This window comes from Actinophytocola sp., assembly GCF_035634895.1.
Lineage (GTDB): Bacteria > Actinomycetota > Actinomycetes > Mycobacteriales > Pseudonocardiaceae > Actinophytocola.
The window spans coordinates 100,094-121,474 of record NZ_DASQCC010000106.1 but is presented as its reverse complement, the minus strand read 5'-3'; the positions used below and the strand labels follow the sequence as shown (position 1 = coordinate 121,474).

At 70.0% G+C, this 21,381-nt stretch carries 20 protein-coding genes; 10 read left to right on the top strand and 10 right to left on the bottom strand.

The window, feature by feature from the left end:
* Positions 1–7: 7 nt before the first annotated feature.
* Positions 8–670: a response regulator transcription factor gene (locus VET29_RS15370; RefSeq protein WP_324920538.1), complete on the bottom strand. Its 663-nt coding sequence runs from the start codon at positions 668–670 to the stop codon at positions 8–10.
* A complete protein-coding gene (locus VET29_RS15365; RefSeq protein WP_324920502.1) occupies positions 670–1,947 on the bottom strand; it encodes a sensor histidine kinase in 1,278 nt (425 codons plus the stop codon). The genes VET29_RS15370 and VET29_RS15365 overlap by 1 nt, the downstream gene beginning before the upstream one ends.
* A 361-nt stretch (positions 1,948–2,308) precedes the next feature.
* Between VET29_RS15365 and VET29_RS15360 the strand changes: the two genes are divergently transcribed.
* From VET29_RS15360 to VET29_RS15315, 10 genes are all read left to right on the top strand, one after another.
* Positions 2,309–2,473: a hypothetical protein gene (locus tag VET29_RS15360; protein ID WP_324920500.1), complete on the top strand. Its 165-nt coding sequence runs from the start codon at positions 2,309–2,311 to the stop codon at positions 2,471–2,473.
* 185 nt (positions 2,474–2,658) lie between these two features.
* Positions 2,659–4,926, top strand: coding sequence for a hypothetical protein (locus tag VET29_RS15355; RefSeq protein WP_324920498.1), 2,268 nt, complete (start codon positions 2,659–2,661; stop codon positions 4,924–4,926).
* Between the two features lie 315 nt (positions 4,927–5,241).
* Positions 5,242–6,591: a DegT/DnrJ/EryC1/StrS family aminotransferase gene (locus VET29_RS15350; RefSeq protein WP_324920495.1), complete on the top strand. Its 1,350-nt coding sequence runs from the start codon at positions 5,242–5,244 to the stop codon at positions 6,589–6,591.
* The gene (locus tag VET29_RS15345) at positions 6,588–7,409 is read left to right on the top strand and encodes a transketolase (protein ID WP_324920492.1); all 822 of its coding nucleotides are present in this window, start codon (positions 6,588–6,590) and stop codon (positions 7,407–7,409) included. The genes VET29_RS15350 and VET29_RS15345 overlap by 4 nt, the downstream gene beginning before the upstream one ends.
* Positions 7,406–8,353 carry a transketolase family protein gene (locus VET29_RS15340; RefSeq protein WP_324920490.1) on the top strand — a complete coding sequence of 316 codons (948 nt, stop codon included), beginning with the start codon at positions 7,406–7,408 and terminating at the stop codon, positions 8,351–8,353. The genes VET29_RS15345 and VET29_RS15340 overlap by 4 nt, the downstream gene beginning before the upstream one ends.
* On the top strand, positions 8,350–8,526 hold the full coding sequence (locus VET29_RS15335; RefSeq protein WP_324920487.1) for a lysine biosynthesis protein LysW: 177 nt from the start codon (positions 8,350–8,352) through the stop codon (positions 8,524–8,526). The genes VET29_RS15340 and VET29_RS15335 overlap by 4 nt, the downstream gene beginning before the upstream one ends.
* Complete coding sequence (gene lysX / locus VET29_RS15330) at positions 8,523–9,374, top strand: lysine biosynthesis protein LysX (protein ID WP_324920485.1); 852 nt, start codon at positions 8,523–8,525, stop codon at positions 9,372–9,374. Before VET29_RS15335 ends, lysX begins: the two co-directional genes overlap by 4 nt.
* Complete coding sequence (gene argC, locus VET29_RS15325; RefSeq protein ID WP_324920483.1) at positions 9,371–10,390, top strand: N-acetyl-gamma-glutamyl-phosphate reductase; 1,020 nt, start codon at positions 9,371–9,373, stop codon at positions 10,388–10,390. The genes lysX and argC overlap by 4 nt, the downstream gene beginning before the upstream one ends.
* Entirely contained in the window at positions 10,311–11,201 is an 891-nt protein-coding gene (locus tag VET29_RS15320) for a [LysW]-aminoadipate kinase (RefSeq protein WP_324920480.1), read from the top strand. Before argC ends, VET29_RS15320 begins: the two co-directional genes overlap by 80 nt.
* Positions 11,185–12,225 (top strand): M20/M25/M40 family metallo-hydrolase, encoded by a 1,041-nt coding sequence (locus VET29_RS15315; RefSeq protein ID WP_324920478.1) that lies wholly within the window; start codon positions 11,185–11,187, stop codon positions 12,223–12,225. The genes VET29_RS15320 and VET29_RS15315 overlap by 17 nt, the downstream gene beginning before the upstream one ends.
* Here the strand turns inward: VET29_RS15315 and VET29_RS15310 are convergent.
* From VET29_RS15310 to VET29_RS15275, 8 genes are all read right to left on the bottom strand, one after another.
* Entirely contained in the window at positions 12,181–13,410 is a 1,230-nt protein-coding gene (locus tag VET29_RS15310; RefSeq protein WP_324920475.1) for an MFS transporter, read from the bottom strand. The two genes, VET29_RS15315 and VET29_RS15310, sit on opposite strands and share 45 nt — an antisense overlap.
* Positions 13,410–14,462, bottom strand: a complete 1,053-nt coding sequence (locus tag VET29_RS15305) for a GNAT family N-acetyltransferase (RefSeq protein ID WP_324920473.1) — start codon at positions 14,460–14,462, stop codon at positions 13,410–13,412. The genes VET29_RS15310 and VET29_RS15305 overlap by 1 nt, the downstream gene beginning before the upstream one ends.
* Positions 14,463–14,747: 285 nt before the next feature.
* Positions 14,748–16,046 (bottom strand): alpha-glucosidase/alpha-galactosidase, encoded by a 1,299-nt coding sequence (locus VET29_RS15300; RefSeq protein ID WP_324920471.1) that lies wholly within the window; start codon positions 16,044–16,046, stop codon positions 14,748–14,750.
* On the bottom strand, positions 16,043–16,951 hold the full coding sequence (locus VET29_RS15295; protein WP_324920536.1) for a carbohydrate kinase family protein: 909 nt from the start codon (positions 16,949–16,951) through the stop codon (positions 16,043–16,045). Before VET29_RS15295 ends, VET29_RS15300 begins: the two co-directional genes overlap by 4 nt.
* A complete protein-coding gene (locus tag VET29_RS15290) occupies positions 16,951–17,838 on the bottom strand; it encodes a carbohydrate ABC transporter permease (protein WP_324920469.1) in 888 nt (295 codons plus the stop codon). The genes VET29_RS15295 and VET29_RS15290 overlap by 1 nt, the downstream gene beginning before the upstream one ends.
* Complete coding sequence (locus VET29_RS15285) at positions 17,835–18,728, bottom strand: sugar ABC transporter permease (RefSeq protein ID WP_324920467.1); 894 nt, start codon at positions 18,726–18,728, stop codon at positions 17,835–17,837. Before VET29_RS15285 ends, VET29_RS15290 begins: the two co-directional genes overlap by 4 nt.
* 10 nt (positions 18,729–18,738) lie before the next feature.
* Positions 18,739–20,013: an ABC transporter substrate-binding protein gene (locus VET29_RS15280; RefSeq protein WP_324920465.1), complete on the bottom strand. Its 1,275-nt coding sequence runs from the start codon at positions 20,011–20,013 to the stop codon at positions 18,739–18,741.
* On the bottom strand, positions 20,007–20,735 hold the full coding sequence (locus tag VET29_RS15275; protein WP_324920464.1) for an endo alpha-1,4 polygalactosaminidase: 729 nt from the start codon (positions 20,733–20,735) through the stop codon (positions 20,007–20,009). Before VET29_RS15275 ends, VET29_RS15280 begins: the two co-directional genes overlap by 7 nt.
* Positions 20,736–21,381 lie beyond the last annotated feature (646 nt).

The window sequence follows — 21,381 nt, the reverse complement described above, 5'->3', positions numbered from 1 at the left end:
CCACCCGCTAGTCCTCCTCGCGACCCACGCCCGGCGCGACGATCCCCTTCTCGTAGGCGAAGACCACGGCGTGGGTGCGGTCGCGAAGACCCAGCTTGGTCAGCACCCGGGACACGTGCGTCTTTACCGTCGTCTCCCCCAGGTACAGCTCCCTGGCGATCTCCGCGTTGCTCGCGCCGCGGGCCAGCTTCACCAGCACCTCGAACTCGCGGTCGGTCAGCTCCGGCGGCCGGTGCACCGGCGGGGGCGGCGCCTGCGCGGAGAACCGGGCGATCACCCGGCGGGTGACCTCCGGGGACAGCAACGCGTCGCCACGCGCCACGATCCGCACCGCCTCGACGAGGTCCTCCGGCGACGCGTTCTTGAGCAGGAACCCGCTCGCACCGGCCCGCAACGCCTCGAACAGGTAGTCCTCGCGGTCGAACGTGGTGAGGATGACGACTCTGGTGTTTCCCGAGCCGAGCACGCGGCGGGTCGCCTCCAGGCCGTCGATCCCGGGCATCTGGACGTCCATGAGCACCACGTCCGGCCGCAGCCGCTGCGACAGCTCGACCGCCGTGAGCCCGTCTCCCGCCTCGCCGACGACCTCGATGTCGTTCTCCATCCCCAGGATGACGCGGAAGCCCGCGCGGACGAGGTCCTGGTCGTCCGCGAGCAGTACCCGGAGCATCACGCACCACCGCCTCGGGTCACGGGCAGGCTCGCCCTGACGCGGTAACCAGCATCCCGCCGCGGCCCGGCCTCCAGTTCGCCGCCGTGCACGGCGATCCGCTCCCGCATGCCCACCAACCCGAACCCGCCCGTCCTCGTCTGGCCGTGTCCGCGGCCGTCGTCGGTGATCTCGACCTCGAGCGCGTTGTCGAGGTACCGCACGCGAACCTCGGCGCTGCGCGCGCCGGCGTGCCTGACCACGTTGGTCAACGCCTCCTGCACGACCCGGTACGCCGACAGCGCGACGCCTTCCGGCACCGGCCGCGGCTCACCGTAGACACCGTGCCGCACGTCGAGGCCGGTGGCGCGGGCACGCGACACCAGGTCGTCCAGCTGGTCCAGCCCCGGCGAGACCTCGTGACCCTCGGGTTGCTCCGCGTCTTCCGCACGCAGGACACCGAGGAGGCCACGTAGCTCGCCGATGGCGTTGCGGGCGGTCCGCTCGACGGTCTGGAGCGCCTCGCGGGCGAGGTCCGCGTCCTTGTCGAGCGCGCGGCGTGCCGCGCCGGCCTGGACACCCATGACCGACACGTGGTGCGCGACGACGTCGTGCAGGTCCCGCGCGATCCGCAGCCGCTCGGCGACGACGGCGCCCAGCATGTTCTGTTCCTGGGAGAGCCGCAGCTGTTCGGCGCGGTACTCGATCTCCGCCTGCCGGCGCGCGGAGAGCCAGGCCATGTTGCCGAACCCCCAGGCGGTCCCGAAGTACACGACGTTGACGACGAGGTTGAGCAGCAGGTTCGCGAGCAACGGGTCGAGCGGTCCCGCGGCGGCGGGGAACTCCGGCCTCGGGTTGGTCAGTGCGCCGACGAACGACGCCAGCAGCCAGCCGGACATGAAGATGATCACACCGACCCGCGACCACCGGGCGACGACCCGGTTCCGCTCCCACGCGCCGACGGTGAAGACCGCGATGAACAACGCGACCGACGGCGTGTTGTTGTCGCCGATGTGCCGCAACTGCGCGCCGATGAACACCACACTGATGATGATCACCACGACGAGCGGGTACCGCCGCCGCACGGCGAGCGGCACGGCCAGGGCGACACCCCAGGCAAGCTGCTCGGGGAGCGCCGGCGCGTCCCCGAACGCGAACGCGCCCACGCTGTTGATGAGCACGAGCATCACCACGGCACCGACGAGCACCGCGAGCGCGATCCAGACGTCCCACCGCCGCTCGCCGGCCGTCGGCGGCGGCCGGCGCCACCGGCTCCAGTCGGGCTCCCCAGTGCTCATGTGGCCAAAGGTAGTGCATGGGAGAACCGTTTCCCGGCCGCCGGACCGGCCGTGCCAGGCACAACGCGACCGCCCCGGTGGCCGGCAGTCCAATGTCCACAGTGGACAGATGGCGAACGCGGCTGTGCCGGGGAAATCATGTCTCCTACCGAGCGTCGTAACGACAAGTCGCGTGCTGCCGGCCGTACCATGGCCGACCATGGAACCCGCTGAAGCAGCGCAGCCGGCCTTCCCTGAGACGAGAGCCGCTCACCGTGCACCACCGCAGGAAAGCTCCGTCGGTGAACCGACGGTCCAGCCGACCCCGGGCCGGCCAACGCTCCCGCGGCGACGTAGGCAGACTCATCTCGCGCCCCAGCTCGTGAACTCCCAACAGCAGGCGGCGCAGCAGCAGGGACCCCGGCGCGAACGGTCGCCGGAGCGGTCGCGTGACCTGTTCACCGCGATCGAGAACGGCACCCGCCTGGGCCGGCTGCACCGGGACGCGGGCAACCACCAGGACGGACAGGAAGGCCGACACGCGTGAGCACGTGCTCGTCATCCGGGCCCGCGGAGTGGGAACCGTCCGACACCTGCCGGTAACAATCAGCGAAAGGTGGTACCTCCACAGTTGACACTCCGCTAGGGTCTTGGCCGGGTCGGGGCCGTCACCCTTGGGGGAACTCTTTCATGCGTCGCGCGTTACCTGCTGTCATTACCGCACTGCTTACCGTGGGGCTCCTGGTGGGTCCGCCGGTCGGGGCGCAGCCGGCCGCCGACCCGGTGCCGTCGACCTACACCGCCATGTCGCCGACTCGGGTGCTCGACACCCGGGACGGCACCGGCGCCGGCACGCGAAACCCCATCGGACCGGGCGGCACGGTCACGCTCGACCTGTCGGCCAGGGTGCCGGACACCGCCACCGCCGTGGTCCTCAACGTGACCGGGGTGACGCCGACGGCCAGCACCTTCGTGACGATCTACCCGGCCGGCATCGCCCGGCCCACGACCTCGAACCTCAACCTGCCGCCGGGTGACATCCGCGCCATCCAGGTGACCGTCACGCTCGGCGCGAACCGCTCGGTCAGCCTGTACAACAACACCGGCAACACCCACGTCGTCGCCGACCTCGCCGGGTACTACGGCACGACCGCCGCCGCCAAGTTCACCGCGCTGAGCCCGAACCGGGTGCTCGACACCCGCGACACCAACAGTCCGGTCGGCCCCGGCGGTGTCCGGACGGTCGACCTGGGCTCGCGGATCCCCGCGTCGGCGACCGCGGTCACCTTCAACCTGACGGGCACCGCCGCGTCCACCGCCACCGTCGTGACGGCGTTCCCGAGCGGCACCGCCCGCCCGTCCGCGTCGAGCCTGAACCTGCCCTCCGGTGACACCCGCGCGAACCTGGTGACCGTCGCCGTCGGCGCCGACGGCAAGGTCAACCTGTACAACAACACCGGTAACGTCCACCTCATCGTGGACGTGACCGGCTTCTACACCCCGGACTACGGCTCGGTCTTCCTCCCGCAGAACCCGACCCGGGTGCTCGACACGCGCAACGGCACCGGGACCGACGGCACGCTCCCGCTCGAGGCCGACGAGGTCCGCTCGGTCGACCTCACCGGCAGCGGCGTCCCCGTGACCGCCACCGGCGCGGTCCTCAACGTCACCGCCGTCGATCTGGCCGGTTCGACCTTCGTCGCGGCCTGGCCGCAGTGGGAGGACCGGCCGGCCTTCGGCTCGACCCTCAACGCGTCCGCCAACCAGATCGTGTCCAACGCCGCCGTGGTGCCGTTCGTCCGCTCGCTCGGCGTCGACTTCTACAACCTGGCCGGCAGCACGCACCTGATCGCCGACCTGGCCGGCGTGTTCGCCGCCGTCGAGGACCAGTGCCGCGCCGACTGCGTCTATGCCTGGGGCGACAACTTCAGCCGCAAGCTGGGCACCTCCGAGGCCCAGTTCAGCCGGGTCGTCCGGTGGTACGTCACCGGGCTGTCCGGTGCGCAGGCGGTCGAGGGTGGCGGCTACCGCAACGGCTACGCCCTGCTCAAGGACGGCACCGTCCGGTCGTGGGGCAACAACGACTTCGGCCAGCTCGGCAACGGCTGGACCAGCAACCAGACCGGCGGCGGTTCGCCGTTGCCGGTGCCGGTCGTGGGGCTGACCGGCGTCACCGCCATCGCGGCGGGCGGGAACACCGCCTACGCACTGCGTGACGACGGCACCGTCTGGGCCTGGGGCGCCGGCAGCGGCGGCCAGCTCGGCAACGGGGCGGTCAACGACGCTGGCGCACCGGTCAGGGTCGGCACCCTGACCGGCGTGGTCTCGATCGCCGCCACCGGCGCCAACGGGTACGCCGTCCGCGACGACGGCACGGTCTGGGCGTGGGGCTCGAACGCCTCGGGCGCGCTCGGCACCGGCTCGTCGGACGTCCAGTCGTCGGTGCCCGTCCAGGTGCGCAACCTCGCCGGCGCCAAGGAGGTCGCGGGCGGGGGCAACGGCGCCTACGTCCACCGCGCCGACGGCACGGTCTGGGCCTGGGGCAACAACACCGAGGGCCAGCTGGGCAACGGCTCGACGGCGGCGCAGTCGACGACGCCGGTCCAGGTCAGCGGCCTCACCGACGCCGTCGCGATCGCGGGCGGCCGCTACAACGGCTACGCGGTCAGGGCCGACGGCACCGTCTGGGCGTGGGGCGCGGGCTCGGACGGCGCACTGGGCGGCGGCCAGGACTGCGAGACGGTCGCCTTCCCGTGCGCGTCACGCACGCCCGTCCAGGTCTCCGGCATCACCGACGCGACCAAGGTCGCGAGCTTCCAGTACGGCGCCTATGCCCTCCATGCCGACGGCTCCGTAGCCGCCTGGGGCTTCAACGGCTACTCCTCGCTGGGCAACCCCGACGCAGGCTGGACAGCACTCGTACCCGTACAGGTCACCGGCGTCACCAACGCAACCGACCTCGGCGCCGCCGAGTACACCGGCTTCGTGGTAGTCCCCTAACCCCGCGAGTCCCGCGTTCACACCTAGCGAGTCCCGCGTTCAACCATGGTGAGTTGCGGTTTCGTGCACACGAGACCCGGACGTGCATGCCGGGCCTGCACGAAACCGCAACTCGGTGTGGGCGAACGCGGGACTCGCGGTGTTTGAACGCGGGACTCGCGGTGTTTGGGCGCGGGACTCGCGGTGAAAGTGATCGGGAACCGTGTTGGTGTGGCGGTGCGAGTGGGGGGAAAGTACGGGAGAAGCAGGTCGCAAGTTCACGACCCTAGCGTGAAAAACACACGAGACGGGTGTGAGGAAGGCGGCGCTGCAGTCATGAAGGCAGATCTCGCGATGTTCGGTGGCACGCCCACCGTCCGGCCCGAATACCGGCGGCTGGAATGGCCCGTGGTCACGGATGCCGACCGGGCGGCGGTGGGGCGCGTACTGGACAGTCGCAAGTTCACCGTCGGGGCGAAGAACGAGGCCGAGATCCACGGCCTCGAGGCGGAATGGGCCGAGTTCTGCGGCACGCGGTACGCGGTGTCGGTGAACAGCGGCACCGTCGCGCTGGAGCTGGCGCTCGCCGCGCTCGGCATCCAGCCGGGCGACGAGGTGATCGTCCCGGCGCTCAGCTACGTGGCGACCGCGATGGCGCCGCTGTACTCCCTCGCGGTACCGGTCTTCGTGGACATCGACCCGGTGACGTTCAACATCGACGTGTCCAAGATCGAGGCCAAGATCACCAACCGCACGCGGGCGATCGTGCCGGTGCACCTCGGCGGCCTGCCCGCCGACATGGACGAGATCCTTGCCCTGGCGAAGAAGTACGACCTGCTGGTGGTCGAGGACGCCGTGCAGGCGCAGGGCGGCACCTACCGCGGCCGCACGTGCGGGTCGATCGGCGACGCGGGCGTGTTCAGCCTCAACGTGGAGAAGAGCATCCCCACCTGCGGCGAGGGCGGACTGGTGGTCACCGACCGCGAGGACGTCGTCGAGCGCATCCGGAGCCTGCGCATCCTCGGCGAGGATCTGTCCACGGAGGAGCGTCTGTACGTCTCGGCGACCCGCGGCTCGAACCTCAAGCTGAGCTCCGTGCTGGCCGCGTTCACCCGCGCACAGCTCGCGCGTTTCTGGGAATACCAACAGAAGCGGGACGTCAACACCCCGGTCTTCGTCGACCGCCTGGCCGAGCTGCCGGGCATCATCGCGCCCTCGGTCCCCGACGACCGCACCCACATGTGGCACATGCTGCGCTTCCGGTTCGACCCGCGAGCGGTCGGCCTGTCGGACGTGACGCCCGGCCGGTTCCGCGCCGCGCTGCGCCGCGCGCTGCTCGCCGAGGGCGTGCCGCTCACGCACTACCAGATCATCCCGCTGCCCGGCCAACCCGTGTTCCAGGACCAGAACGCGTACGGCAACGGGCTGCCGTGGTCGCTGCCCGGCACGAACCCGCAGCGCTACGACCTCGCCGACTACCCCGTGACGTGCCAGATCATCGAGGACTCCCTGTGCCTGCGCCGCATGCACCTCAACCCGGACGCCGGCCCGGCGCTGGACGAGTACGCGACCGCGTTCGAGCGGGTGTGGGACAACCTGGAGCACGTCGCCCGTTACGCCCGCGCGATGCGTTACCAGGCCCCGTGGCAGGCCGTGCCGCGCTACCAGAACGCGGACGCGGCATGACCACCGCCGTCGCCGACGATCTCCCGCTCCGCCGCACCGCCCTCGCGGTGCGGGAGCACGTGTTGCGGATCGGGGCGGGTCCGATCGGGACACACGTCGGTGGCGCGTTGTCCGCCACCGACATCCTCGTGGCCCTGTACCGCGAGGTGCTGCGGGTCCGCCCGGAGGAGCCACGCTGGCCGGGCCGCGACCACTTCATCCTCAGCAAGGGCCACGCGTCGGCCGCCCTGTACGCGACGCTGGCCGAGTGCGGCTTCTTCCCCGTCGACGAGCTGGACACGTACGGCCGCATCGACGGCCGCCTGATGGCACATCCCACGCCCGCCGTGCCCGGCGTCGAGTTCGCGACCGGTTCGCTGGGCCACGGCCTGGCACTGGGCGCGGGACTCGCCCTGGCCGCCCTGCGTGCCGGGCGCGAGAACCGCGTGTTCGTCCTGATGGGCGACGGCGAGCTGCAGGAGGGCACGGTGTGGGAGGCCGCGATGGCCGCCGCCCACTACCGCCTCGACAACCTGACCGCCGTGGTCGACCGGAACCGGCTGCAGATCAGCGGGTCCACGGAGGACAGGATGCGCCTGGAGCCGCTGGCCGACAAGTGGCGCGCCTTCGGCTGGTGTGTGTCCGAAGTGGACGGACACAGCTTCGACCAGCTGGTTCCCGCGCTGGAAACACGTTCGGCCGGCCCAACCGTGCTGATCGCCGACACGGTCAAGGGCCAGGGTGTGCGGCATCTCCAGCACCGCAAGCAGAGTCATTTCGCCAAGCTCGGCGCCGCGGCGTACGAGCGGGCCCTCGGCGCGCTGAGGGCCGTGGCATGACCAGCGGCTTACTGTCCTCCGACCGGGCCGCGTACCGCGCGACCCTGCTGGAGCTGGCACGCAGCGACCCACGGATCTGGTGCCTGGACTCGGACATGGGCGGCCTGGAGAAGGAGTTCCAGGCGGAGCTGCCGGGCCAGTACGTGGATGTCGGCATCGCGGAGGCGAACCTGATGTCGTTCGCCGCCGCCCTGGCGAGCCAGGGAATCGTGCCGTTCGCGAACACCATGGCGGCGTTCGCGTCCGCGCGGGCGCTGGAACAGGTCAAGCTGGACATCGCCTACCACGACCTGCCGGTCCGCATCGTCGCCACGCACGCGGGTCTGTCGGCCGCGCACTACGGCCCGACCCACCACGCGACGAACGACGTGGCGGCCATGCGAACCCTCCCGAACATGACCGTCCTGGCCCCCGCGGACGCCGCCGAGACGGCCCACCTGGTCGCCGCGGCGGTCGAGCACCCGGGCCCGGTCTACCTCCGCCTGGGCCGCAACCCGATCCCGCTGGTGAGCGACCGGCCACCGACCATCGCCAGGGCGATGGAGCTGCGCGAGGGCAGCGACGTCACGATCGTCGCCAGTGGCGCCCTTCCCGTCCACTTCGCCCTGGACGCGGCGGCCGAGCTGCGCGAGCGGCACATCTCGGCCCGAGTACTGAACATGCACACGATCAAGCCACTGGACGTGCCCGCACTCGTCGCGGCGGCCGAGCAGACCGCCGGCGTGGTCACGGTCGAGGACCACTCGGTGTTCGGCGGGCTGGGTGGCGCGGTCGCGGAGGCGCTGGCGGAGCACCGTCCCACGCGGGTGCGGCGGGTCGGCATCGCGGACGCCTTCTGCCACCGCCCGGGAACGCACGCCGAACAGCTGGCGGCGGCGGGAGTGTCACCGGCACACGTCGTGTCGGCGGCACTCGCAGTAACCGACAAAGGAGATCAGTCATGACCGTAGCCCTGAGCACCTGCCCCGACTGCACCGAGGCCGTCCCCGCGGCGGGCGACGTCCGCGTCGCGTCGATCACGGTCTGCCCCGGCTGCCAGGCCGAGCTCGAGGTGATCAGCATCGACCCCGTCGAGTACGCCCTGGCACCGGACATCGAGGAAGACTTCGGCGAATGACCCTCGCCGTACTGACCACGCGTACCCGTCTCGAGGAGCGGCTGATCTTCGCCGCCCTCGAGCGGCGCGGCATTCCCTATGCCCAGGTGGACGACCGGTCCCTGATCCACCACCTGGGCGACCGGGAGGTCCCGCGCTACCTCGGCGTCCTGAACCGGATCATGTCGCACACCAGGAGTGTCTACGCGACAAGGCTGTTCGAGGCGACGGGCCACCAGGTCCTCAACCCCAGCAACGTGGTCGAGACCTGCGGCGACAAGATCCTGACCTCACTGGCGCTGACGAAGGCCGGCATCCCCACCCCGAGAACGGTCGTCGCGGTGACCCCCGACGCGGCCGTCGAGGCCATCGAGCAGCTCGGCTACCCGGCCGTGGTCAAGCCGGCCGTGGGCTCGTGGGGCCGTCTGCTGTCCAAGGTGAACGACCGGGACGCGGCCGAGACGCTGATCGAGCACAAGCAGTCGCTCCGCTCCCCTATCCACAACGTGTACTACCTCCAGGAGTACATCGACAAGCCGGACCGCGACATCCGCGTGATCGTCCTGGGCGACGAGCCGGTGGCCGCCGTCTACCGCCGCTCCGACCACTGGATCACGAACACCGCACGCGGCGCGACGACGACATCGTGCCCGCTGACCGACGACCTCGTGAGCCTGGCGCTGCGCGCGTCGGCGGCGGTCGGCGGCGGCATGCTCGCGGTGGACCTCCTGGAACGCTCGACGGGCGAGCTGCTCGTCACGGAGGTCAACCACACCATGGAGTTCCACGGCCTGGCGGCGGCGACCGACGTGGACGTGGCGGACCTGATCGTCACCCACACACTGTCCACACTGGAGCGTGCCGCATGAGGGCGACGGTCGTCGGCGGCAGCGGCTACATCGGCGGCGAGCTGGTCCGCCTCCTGCGGGGCCATCCGGAGGTCGAGCTGGCGTACGTCACCTCGGACCGCTACGCCGGCCGCCCACTGCGTACCGCACACCCGAACTTCCGCGGCGTGAACCAGACGTTCGTGCCGGCCGGCGAGGTGGGCGAGTCCGACGTCGTGTTCCTCGCCGTCCCGCACGGCGCGTCGATGAAGGAGATTGACCACTGGGCGACCCGCGCCCCGCGGGTCATCGACCTGAGCGCGGACTTCCGCCTGCACGACGACCGGCTCCGCGCGCGCCACTACCCCGGCAGCGCCCCGGATCCCGAGTGGCTGGCCCGTTTCCGCACGGGCATCCCCGAGCTGAACCGCGAGAACCTCCGCGACGCCAGGCACATCGCGGTGGCGGGCTGCATGGCGAACGCCGCCATCCTGGCGCTTCACCCGCTGGCCGCCGCCGGACTCGTGGCCGGCACGGTGCTGGTCGACGCCCGCACCGGGTCGTCCGGCGGTGGCCGTGTGCCCGACGAGGGCAGCCATCACCCCGAACGCAGCGGCGCGCTGCGCATGGCGAAACCGCACGGACACCGGCACATCGCGGAGATCGAGCAGGCGTGCGGGGTCGGCGTGCACATGTCGGTGACGGCCGTCGAGGCCGTCCGCGGCGTGCAGGTCGTGTGCCACGTGCCCCTGCCCGGCGCGCTGCCCGAACGCGACGTCTGGGCGGTCTACCGGGACGCTTACCGGAGCGAGCCATTCGTCCGGCTGGTCCGCGAACGCTCGGCACTGCATCGCCTGCCCGAGCCCAAACTATTGTCCGGCACCAACTTCTGCGACATAGGCCTGACGGTCACGCCGGGCACCGAGCACCTGATCGTGGTCTCGGCCATCGACAACCTCGTCAAGGGAGGTGCGGGGAATGCCGTCCAGTGCCTCAACATCGCGGCGGGCTACCCGGAGACAACCGGCCTCGAGTTCATGGGCCTCCACCCGCTGTGAGCGTTACGTCGTCAAGCTGGGCGGCTCACTGGGCACCGAGATGGCCAACGCCTGCGACGACCTCCGCACGCTGGTGGCACAGGGCGCCGAGGTGGTGGTCGTCCACGGCGGCGGCGCGGCGGCCGACCAGGTCACCGTGGAACTGGGCCGCCGGAAGCGTTACCTGACCGCGCGGGACGGTCGCCGCAGCCGTTACACCGACGCCGCGGCACTGGACGCGTTGACGCTGGGCATCCTGGGCCGGGTCAAGCCGGCGATCGTGACCGCCCTGGGGGACCGTGCGGTGGGCCTGTCGGGCGTGGACGGCGGCATGGTGAAGGCGACCCGCAACCGCCCGGCCCGGGCGACCGTGGACGGCAGGGAGATGATCGTCCGCGACGACCTTTCCGGTCGGGTGTCCGAAGTGGACACCACGCTGCCACGCGCCCTGCTGGCGGCCGGCTTCGTCCCGGTGGTCTCCCCACCGGCGCTGGGCCCCGACGGCCCGCTGAACGTGGACGCAGACCGCTTCGCCGCGGCGCTGGCGATCGCACTGGCGGCCGACTGGCTGATCGTGCTGTCGAACGTCCCGGGCCTGCTGCGCGACCTGGACGATCCCACCAGCGTGGTACCGGAGGTCCCGGCCGACCTGGACGTGTCCGTGGCCGACGGCCGCATGAGGGTCAAGCTCCAGGCCGCCGCGGCGGCCCGCCGGGCCGGTGTGACCAACGTGGTCCTCGCCGACGGCCGGGCCGACTCGCCGATCACGGCCGCGCGCGCGGGCGCCGGCACCCGTTTCACCGAAGGGAAACCCGATGTCCGAGCGAGCTGAGGCGTTGCTGCGGCGGATGGTCGAGATCCCGTCGGTGTCGGGCGACGAGAAGCGGCTGGCGGTCTTCCTGACGGAGGAGCTTGCCACCTGGGGCTTCACCACGTACCTGGACGAGGCAGGCAACGCGATAGCCCGCCGGGGCGACCCCGCCGCGCCCATGATCCTCCTGGTCGGGCACATGGACACCGTCCCCGGCGGGCCGGCGGTTTCCCGGGCGGGCGACATCCTGCACGGGCGAGGCACGGTGGACGCGAAGGGCCCACTGGCCACGATGATCTGCGCGGCGGCGGAGGCGGACCTGAGCGGCATCCAGTACGTGGTGGCCGGCGTGGTCGAGGAGGAGACCTACGGCCGGGGCGCGACACACCTGGCGGAGTGCTTCCGTCCGGCGGTGGCGTTCGTGGGCGAGCCGAACGGCTGGTCCGGCGTGGGCATCGGCTACAAGGGCCGAATCATGTTGCGCTACAGCGTGTCCCGGCCGGCCGTCCACACCGCGAGCCCGGCGGAGAAGGCGAGCGAGGCCGCGGCCGCGTTCTGGCACGACGTCCTGAACTACTGCGCCTCGGTGACGACCAGCGAGAAGGCGTTCGACCGTCCGATCCCGACACTGAACGAGATGTCCGGTGACATAGCGGACGCCCACCTGGTGATCTCGGTCCGCACCCCACCGGGGTTCGACCTACCGGCGTTCGAGGCGTTCCTGCGAACCGTGACGCGCGACGGCGAACTGGTCATCGACGACCGCACCCCGGGTGTCCGGGTTGATCACCGGGGCGTCGCGGTCCGCGCGCTGTGCGCCGGCATCCGGGCGCAGGGCGCCCGCCCGACGCTCAAGCTGAAGACGGGCACGGCGGACCTGAACATCGTGGAGCCACGCTGGCAGGTCCCGATGGCGGTGTACGGCCCCGGCGACTCGGCACTGGACCACACCGACGACGAGCACATCTCGCTGGCCGAGTACACGAAGGCGATCGAGGTCCTACGCGACGCGCTGAACATCCTCGCCGCCGGACTTCGTGGGTAGCGCCCGCACCTCGGCGACGGGGAAGGACCGCCGCCACCGCCCGCCCACGGCGACCAGCACGGCGACCAGTACGCCCGCGAACGCGCCGAGGAGGAGGAAGGAGACCCGCCCGGTCAGTTCGTAGAGCACGACCCCCACCACGGGCCCCAGCACATTGCCCACATCGGACACGAGTCCGAACAACCCGAACGCGGCGCCCTGGCTGGCCGCGGCCGACCTCAGCTCGACGATCCCCCGCCGGGCGGTGAGGAACAGGACCGCATACCCCACCATCACAACGAGAAACGCCGCGGCGACGGGCAGGACGGCCGCGCTGGCGGCCATCCCGGCAAGCCCGCCACCGAGCAGCAGAAGCCCGATCCCGACGAGCGGCACGAGGGCAAGGCGGTCGGCGACGCGTCCCAGCACCCACATGCTGACCGCGGAGGTGGCGAGCCCCACGACGAACACGACGGAGATCGCGCCGCGAGCGGACCCGGTCGCCGCGCCACTCAGGTAAAGCGGCAGAACCGGCTCGAGGGACGTGTAGACGAGGTGGGTGAAGAGGTCGAGCAACCCGAGCACGAGCACCCACCGCCACCACCGCTGCCGGCCGGTGACGCGCTCGGTCTCCTCGTGGGCCTCGGCGGGCATGTCCGGAATGGCCCGCAGCAACCCGAAAGCGGTCAACGAGGTCAACGCGGCCCCGGCGACGAACAGGGCCTCCAGCCCGAAGGGTGCGGCGACTCCCGCGACCAGGGGCCCGAGCAGGAACCCGGCCACGGCGGCGGACCCGAAGTTGCCCATCATCCGGCTGGAGGAGACGTCGTAGCGCCGGCAGAGCGCGGACATCCCGGCGTACAGGGCGGGAGTGACGAGCCCTTCCCCGATCCCCCAGACGAACCGCCCGGCCAGCAACGTGACGGAGTCGGCGGCGAGGGCGGTCATCACGATCCCGGCGGCGGCGATGTTGAGGGCGACGCAGGCGACGGCCCGGGGCCGCCACCGGTCCACCCAGGCACCGCCGACGGGTTGGCACAACGCCTTGGCAGCGGCGAAGAGCGCGAACATCAGCGCGATGGTGACCGGCCCGGCCCCGACCCGTTCCTCGAGATCGGGAACGAAGGGAATCAGGACGGTGTAGGACGCATTGACGCTGATGACCGCGATGAGGAGGAGAAGCGCACGCCGCTGCCCGGCCCCCATCAGGCGGCCTCGATGTAGGCGTGCAGGGTGGCGTGCATCCCGTTGATGGCGGTCGCGAGCTCCGGCCGGGCGACGGGCGAGTAGACCATGGCCCACAGCTCGGTGGCGTCGAGCCCGTGCCGCTCCTTGAAGCGGTAGTTGTCGCGCCCCCACTCGATCCGCGTCATGCCGTTGTCGTAGGCCCACTCGGTGGACCGGTACATGAGGTGGATGTAGGTGCTGTACTCGTGGAGGCTCCTGTAGTCGACCCCGCCACACATGAAGGTGACCTCGTCACCGCGCCGGAAACCGAAGAACACCCCCACGAGCCGCGTACCCACCTGCGCCGCGACGAGCAACGCACCGGGCACGTCGAGCATCCCGTGCAGGGCGTCCTCGTCGAACAGTGCGGGCCACTCGTTCTTGTCGCTGGTGTCGACGGTCAGCGGAAAAGCCTCCGGCACAAGGTGATGCGCGTCGGCCCCGGCAAGCATCCGCACCCGCAACCCACGTTCCTCACCACGCCGCAGCCGCCGCTCGACGTCCCGCCGGATCTTGGGGCTGAGCCGGTACATGTGGTCCTGGAAGGACCCGTCGACGTCGATGCTGTAGGTCCGCTCGAGGTGAACCGTCCCGACCGGCGGCCCGACGACATCGAGCCAGCTGTCGACCCCGGCACTGGTCAGGTTGGGCACGACGAGCAGTTCGGCCGACCCGTCCCGAATCCACGACATGGCCGTGGCGTAGGCACCCTCGACGAGAGGCCCGGCAATGGCGCCACGCTTGCCGTACATGGAGTAGGGCGAACCAGCGAAGACTATCGGGTTGCCAAAACGGCCGACCAGGCCACATTGCAGCTCGTACCCATGCCAGAAGGGCGAGTCGGTGGTCTCGTAGAGCGGCAGAACCTGGTCCCCGGAGTGAACGTAGACCTGTCGGGTCCGTCGCTCGATCCCAATCCGCTCCCACCCCCGCAACCACCCGGCCGAGTCATAGAGACAGGACGCCAGAACCTGGTCAGGAACCTCGCCGGCGACCCCCCAGCCGCCACCCTGCGCACCGGTGATCGCCATACCCAACACCCCGTTCGCATCTACCTGCCCGTAGACCGAACGTATCCACGAGTGGTAACGGAACTTCCACGCAGACCTGGAGCCCACCTGGAGCCGCCCCGGCAACCAACCGCCCAGCAGGGATCGGCCTCACCGACCCCCTTCTCACCCCACGACCTGACCAGGGGCTCCACTCGGCCCCAACCGCCCCTTGCCACCCCACCACCTGACCAGCCCCAGCAACCACACCCCTCCCCCGGCCCCCCACCCCCGGCCCCGGCGGCCCGGACCGCCCCGGCCGAAGCCTCAACCAAGCACGACCCGCAACGACGGCTGCAACCGATCCCCATGCGCGACGACCATCGCATCGCACAGCTCCCAGATCCGCTCCACCGTCAGCGCCGCGGCCGTGGCCGGATCCGCCATCGCCGCGTGCCGGATGTGCCGCGGCTCGTCCTCCACCGCGGCCCGGACCACCAGGTCGTTCATGCTCAGGTAGTTCCGGTTCAACGCCGCCAGCTGCGGCGGCAGCTCACCGACCCGAGTCGGTTGCACCCCAGACGCGTCGACCACGCAGGGCACCTCGACCACCCCACGCGACGGCAGGTTCGCGATCAACCCACGGTTCGGCACGTTCCCGTAGATCACCCGGGGCGTGCCGGTCACCATGCTGTGGATGATCTGCGGCGCGTACTCCATGGTCCCCTCGACCTCCAGCGGAGCCCCGGACGCCAGCGCGGCACGAGTCTGCTCGTACGCGGCGATGTTCTCGTCCACGATCTCCAGGTAGTTCCCCACCGGCACCCGCAGCCGCGAGATCTCGCTCTCATGGCCGAGATACCACGGCACGTACTCCGACGAGTGCTCGCTCGTCTCCGTCGGGTAGTAACCCAGCCGCCGGTACATGTCCACCCGCACCCGCCGCCGCAGCTCCGGATCCGCCTCGATCAGCGCGTCCAACCGCGGGTACAGGTTCTCACCGTCCCGCAGGAACTCCAGCACCCACGCCTGGTGGTTCACGCCCGCCGCCCGGTAGGTCACCTCCTCGAACGGCACGTCCACCAGCTCCGCCAGTCCACGCATCGTCCAGTACACCGAGTGGCACAACCCCACCACCCGCGTCAGCCCGGTCGCCTCCGTCAGGTACTGCACGTTCATCGCCATTGGGTTGGTGTAGTTCAGCAACCAGGCGTCCGGGCACACCTCGGCGATGTCCGCACCGAGCGCACGCAGCAGCGGAAACGTCCGCAGGGCACGGAAGATCCCACCCACCCCGAGCGTGTCCGCGATCGTCTGCCGGACGCCGAACGAGGCGGGGACGTCGAAGTCGGTCCGGGTGGCCTCCGCCATCCCGACCTGCACGATGTTGATGACGAAGTCGGCCCCCGCCAACGCCTCCCGGCGGTCCAGATGCGCCGTCAGCCGCGGCGAGGCGCCCAGCTCCCCGGCGATGTACCGAGCCGCGGCCTCGGCGGTGGACAGCCGCTCCTCGTCGATGTCGTGCAGGGCGATGTGCACGCCACCGAGCTCCGGAAAGGCGAACAGGTCCGCCAGTAAGCCCTGGGTGAACACGACGCTGCCCGCGCCGACAAAGGTGATCTTCATGCCTGCTTCTCCTCGACATAGCTCATCGCGTCGGCCCACGTCGGCTGGGACGTCGTGCCACCAGCGGACAATGTGGACAGTGCGCCGCACACGGCCGCGACGTCCAGGGCCAACTGGTCGGACATGCCCTTCAGCTTCGCGGCGACGAAACCCGCGTCGAAGCTGTCGCCCGCACCGACCGCGTCCACAGGAGACACCACGATGCCCCTGCTGTGCAAGACATTTCCATCGCTGTGACAGAACCCACCGGCCGCACCGTCCTTCACCGCCACCACCGGCCCACGAGACGCCAGCACCGACGCGGCCGCCAGAGCCGTTGGGGCACCGGCCAGACGCATCGCCTCGTTGGCGTTCGGCAGCAACAGGTCCACTTCGGACAGTAGTGATCCCACGTCCCAACGGCCGGCCGGGTCGTCGTTCGTGTCCAGGGACGTGGTCGCGCCGTGCCGGCGGGCCGCCGCCAGCAACCCGGGCAACGAGCCGGCCATCGACGACAGCAGAAAGTACGACGCCACATGGACATGCCGGCTCGACGCCAGCAGCTCCGCCGGCACGACGAAGGAAGGCCACGAGCCGGACGTCAGCATCGCCCGGTCACCGTCCCGGGTGATGATCACCGTCAACGGCGTCGGTGCGTCGTCGGTCACCAACGCGGCGGTGTCGACTCCCCGCTCCGCCAACGATTCCCGGACGAAGCGGCCGGCCGCGTCGTCGCCGACGCGGCCCGCGATGGCCACCGACAGCCCCAGCCGGGCCGCCCCGCACGCCATGATCGCGCCCGAGCCGCCCAGCGTCAGCACGCCGGCGTCGACCAGTTGCTCGTGCTGGCCGAACGCCAGCGGTTCCGTCAGTGGCCCGACGATGACATCGGGGTTCGCGTCCCCGATGACCAGCAGGTCGACCATCACGCCTTGAGGCCGGACGCGGTGACCGACTGGATGAACGTCTTCTGCGCGCCGAGGAAGGCGATCAGCACCGGTACGACCGTGACCACGTTGCCCGCCATCACCGCCGCCCAGTTGGTGCGGTGCAGCCCCTGGAACGTCGTCAGCCCGAGCGGCAGCGTGTACTGCGTGTCGTGGTTGATCGCGATCAGCGGCCACGTCAGGTCGTTCCACGTGGTCAGGAACGTCAGCACGGCGACGGTCGCGAGTGCCGGCTTGGACAGCGGCAGCACGATCCGGAACAGCACCCCGAACGTGGAGCACCCGTCGATCCACGCCGCCTCCTCGAGCTCGCGAGGCAGCGACAGGAAGAACTGCCGCATCAGGAACACCGCGAACGGCGTCACGAGCGACGGCACGATGAGCGCGCCGAGCGTGTCGATGAGCCCCAGCTGCCGCATGACGATGAACGTCGGGATCATCGTGAGCTGGAACGGAATCGCCATCGTCACGAGCATCAGCACCAACAGCACGCGGGAGCCGAAGAACCGCAGCCGCGCGAACGCGTAGCCGGCCAGCACCCCGAACAGCAGGTTCGCCGCGACCGCGACCACCGACACGATCAGCGAGTTCGCGAACCACCGCGGGAACATGCTGTGCCCGAACACGTACGCGTACCCGCCGAGGTCGATCCCCTTGGGCCACAACGGCGGCGGGAACCGGTTGATCTCGGCGTTGGTCATGACCGAGCTGATCAGCAGCCAGATCAGCGGGATGGCGAACAGGAGCGCGAGCGGCACCAGCAACAGGTGCCACGGGCTGAACGGCAGCCGCCGAGCGGAACGGCGGGGCGAGTCCGGCGGCGCCGGGCGGGACGGTGGTCGCTCGACCTTCGCGGTCATGGTCATCGGGCAACTCCCTGGCGCCGCACGATCCGCACCGCGAGCGCGATGATCAGCAGCGCCGCCGCGAGCACGTAGGCCGCCGCCGCACCGTAACCGGCCGTGAACGTCTTGAACGCCTGCTCCCACACGAAGTACACGATCACCGTGGTCGAGCCGAGCGGCCCGCCCTTGGTGGTCACGTACACAAGGTCGAACACCTGCAGCGACTGGATCACCTGCCACAGAAGCAGGAACACCGTGATCGGCCTGAGCGCGGGCAGCACCACGTGCCTGAGCACCTGCCAGCGCCCGGCGCCGTCGAGCCGCGCGGCCTCCACGAGCGACGGCGGCACCTCCTGCAACGCGGCGAGGTACACGACGACACAGAAACCCGTGCCACTCCACAGGGTTATGCCGACGAGGACGAGCAGCGCCTGCCCCGGATCGGTGAGGAACCCTTGCGAGGAAAGGCCGATCCGATGCAGCAGCGAGTTGGCCGCACCGAACTCGGGGTCGAGGATGAACGAGAACAGCACGCCCTGCGCGGTCGCGGAGACCACGAACGGCACGAACATCAGCGTGCGGTACAGCCCGACGAGCCGGATGCGCTGGTTCAGCACCAACGCGAGCGCCAGCCCGAGGACGATGCTGAGCGGGACGTACAGCGCGGTGTAGACCAGTGTGTTGCGGACGGCCTGCCCGAACTTCGGGTCCTGCACGAGCGCGTTGTAGTTGTCCAGCCCCACCCACCGGCTCGGCGTGACGAGGTCGTTGGCCTGAAAGGAAAGCAGAAGCGACCAGACCACCGGGACGATGCTGAGCCCGAGGATGATGAGCACCGCCGGGGAGATGAACAACCAGGCGGTACCGGCTTCGCGCCGGGGCCTGCGGCCTGGAGCGATCGTGATGGGCACGGCGGCCTCCTCAACGAGGTATACGCAGAGCCGAGTTCGATTCGTCGGCGCAGGCGCGCATCGCGTCCTCCGGCGAGCTTCGACCCAACAGCACGGCGGCGATGGCCTGCCCCAAGGCCTGGGAGATCTCGGGGTACGCGGGGTGTACCGGTCGCACCCGCGCGTGCTCGAGCGCCTCGGCGAAGTCCGACAGCCCCGGTGTCTCGGCGGCGTACTTGCGCCACTCCGGGCTGGACTCGCTCTGCTTGCTCAACGGCAGGCTGCCCGCGCCCAACGCCCAACGCACGTCCTGCTCCGGCGCGATCAGCCAGCTCACGAAGGTACGCGCGGCGTCGACCCTGGCGGGCCCGTTGTCGAACATCGTCCACGTGTCCGGACCCGAGATCGTCACCGCGTGACCGCTGAACGTCGGCAGCGGCACCACGTGGTAGTCGACCCCGGCGTCGGTGATGTCCGGCAGCTCCCACGGCCCGGTGGGCACCATGCCCATGCGGCCGGACAGGAACACCTGGTACATCTGCTCACTGCCGGACTTCGGGTCGATGTAGACACTCTTGTCGCGGGCGAGATCCTGGATGACCTGGAGCGCCTTCACACCCGCGTCGGCGAACCCGATGCCCGATCCCGACGACGCGATGATGTCACCGCCGGCGTCCCAGACGAGCGGCCACAGCCGCCACACCGTGTCCTCGTCGCCCACGCCCGGCCAGCCGGTGCCGAAGACACCGGCGCTCTCGTCGGTGAGCGCCTTGGCCGTTTCCACGAAGTCCCGCCAACGCCAGCCTTCCTGCGGCAGGTCCACGCCGGCCTTCGAGAAGACTTCCTTGTTGCACACCACGGCGAGCGAGTCGACGAGGGCGGGTGCCGCACGGACCTTGCCGTTGATCGTGACCGCCTCGCGGACGGACGGCCAGTAGTCCGCACCCGTGCCCTCGACGAGGTCGGTCAGGTCGACGACCTTCGGGCTGCGCGCGATGTTCGCGAGGTCCGACCCGAAGATGTAGGCGACGTCCGGATAGGACCCGGCGGCCAGCGCCGCGAGAACCTTCTGGAGCATGGCGTCCGCCAGGACGCCACCGCCCATGTCCACCTTGATGTTCGGGTTGTTGCGCTCGAAGTCCTGTACCAGGTCCTCGATGACCAGTACCGCGGTGTCGGTCTGGCCGTGCCAGAAGTTGATGGTGACGGGGCCGCCGTTGGCGGCGTCCCCGTCACCACAACTAGTCAGCGCCGCACCCGCGGCCAGTCCGAGGGTGCCGCGAAAGAGGTCCCGCCTGTTTAACATGTTTTGTACACGTACCCACTACTACCCGGTGTCGACACGTCCACATCCCTCCGCACGATGCTCAATGAAGAGCCCCAACCACTACATGCCGCCCGCAGACCCGCGGCGCTGTACTCGATCACGATCACGTTGTTGCCGAAAGCGCTGACAAAGTCACCACACTCGTCCCAGTCGGCACACTCCTCGGCGACTGCGAAGTCGAGTCCGTTGGCCACTCTGTTACCGGCAAGCTCGACCGTGTTTTTTTGCGCGATGGCGAGCCCGACCCCATGGGCGTGCGCCGAAAGCAGCTTGATGTAGGTCTGCGCCTGACTGGTCGTCAGCAGGTTGTTCGAACGACTGTACGAGTCGTAGTTGTCCGGTTCGACCCCCTGGAACCCCTTCGAGGCACACGAGTCGACCCACCCGTTGACCTTGGCGGCGATCCGCTGCCGCTTGTCCGCGGTGCGGATGTCGAGCAGGGCCTCGCCCCAGTCAACGTCGTAGACGATCTTGCCGGCGGAGTCACGGAGGAGGAGGTCACCCCACTCACTCTCCGTGTTCGGCTGGGCCTGGAAGGCGTTGACGTAGCAGATGTTGTAGAGCCCCGCGGCAGGCTGGGCACTGTGGTCGCGACTCACGACCCGAACACCACTCGGCGGCGTGTAGGCCCCGCCGATCTGGTAGTCGAACTTGGCATGGACGGGCGGCAGGGTAGTGGCCGCGACGGCGTCGGAGGTCACGAACAAAGCCGCGACAACCGCAACGACCAGGGGAAGAACGCGAGCACGGGAAGACATCATCGGTGTGAGCTCCAGATGATCGCGGGTACGTCCCCGCCTCGGACCGCGTACGCGACCTGGCGACTCTGTCCGGACTCACGGCTGTTCTCCGCTTACCGGCTGGGCGTACCTCTGACGCCGAGTGCTCCGTCTCGGCGTGCGCACCAGAGTAAAACCAGGCACACGTTCCGTTGTCAAGAGACCCAAAGGATCATGCCCCGAACGCCGTAACGCACCCGCCGTTCAAAGGATCATCCCCACGACGAAGTTGCCAAATAACCAGACGGAGCGACAACTCGTGACTGTCTCTTGTGGATGTTCAACACCAACGGTACACGAGGCGACGCGACTGCCTCGCAGCGAAGAACGGCCCGACAAGTGGGGGACTGGTGAACAGGCTCGGGCCGGGCACCGGGCGACAGGTGTTGGCGCGCTCGGGGCCGGCAGGAGGAACGGCCTCGCTCAACGCCCCCGGACGAGGAGGCACGACCACTCAACCACCCCGACCGACAGGACACGAACCGCTGAACCAGCAACAAGCACTCAACCACCCAGCCGACGAGGCATCACCCACTCAACCACCACAGCGAACAAGACAAGACCTGCT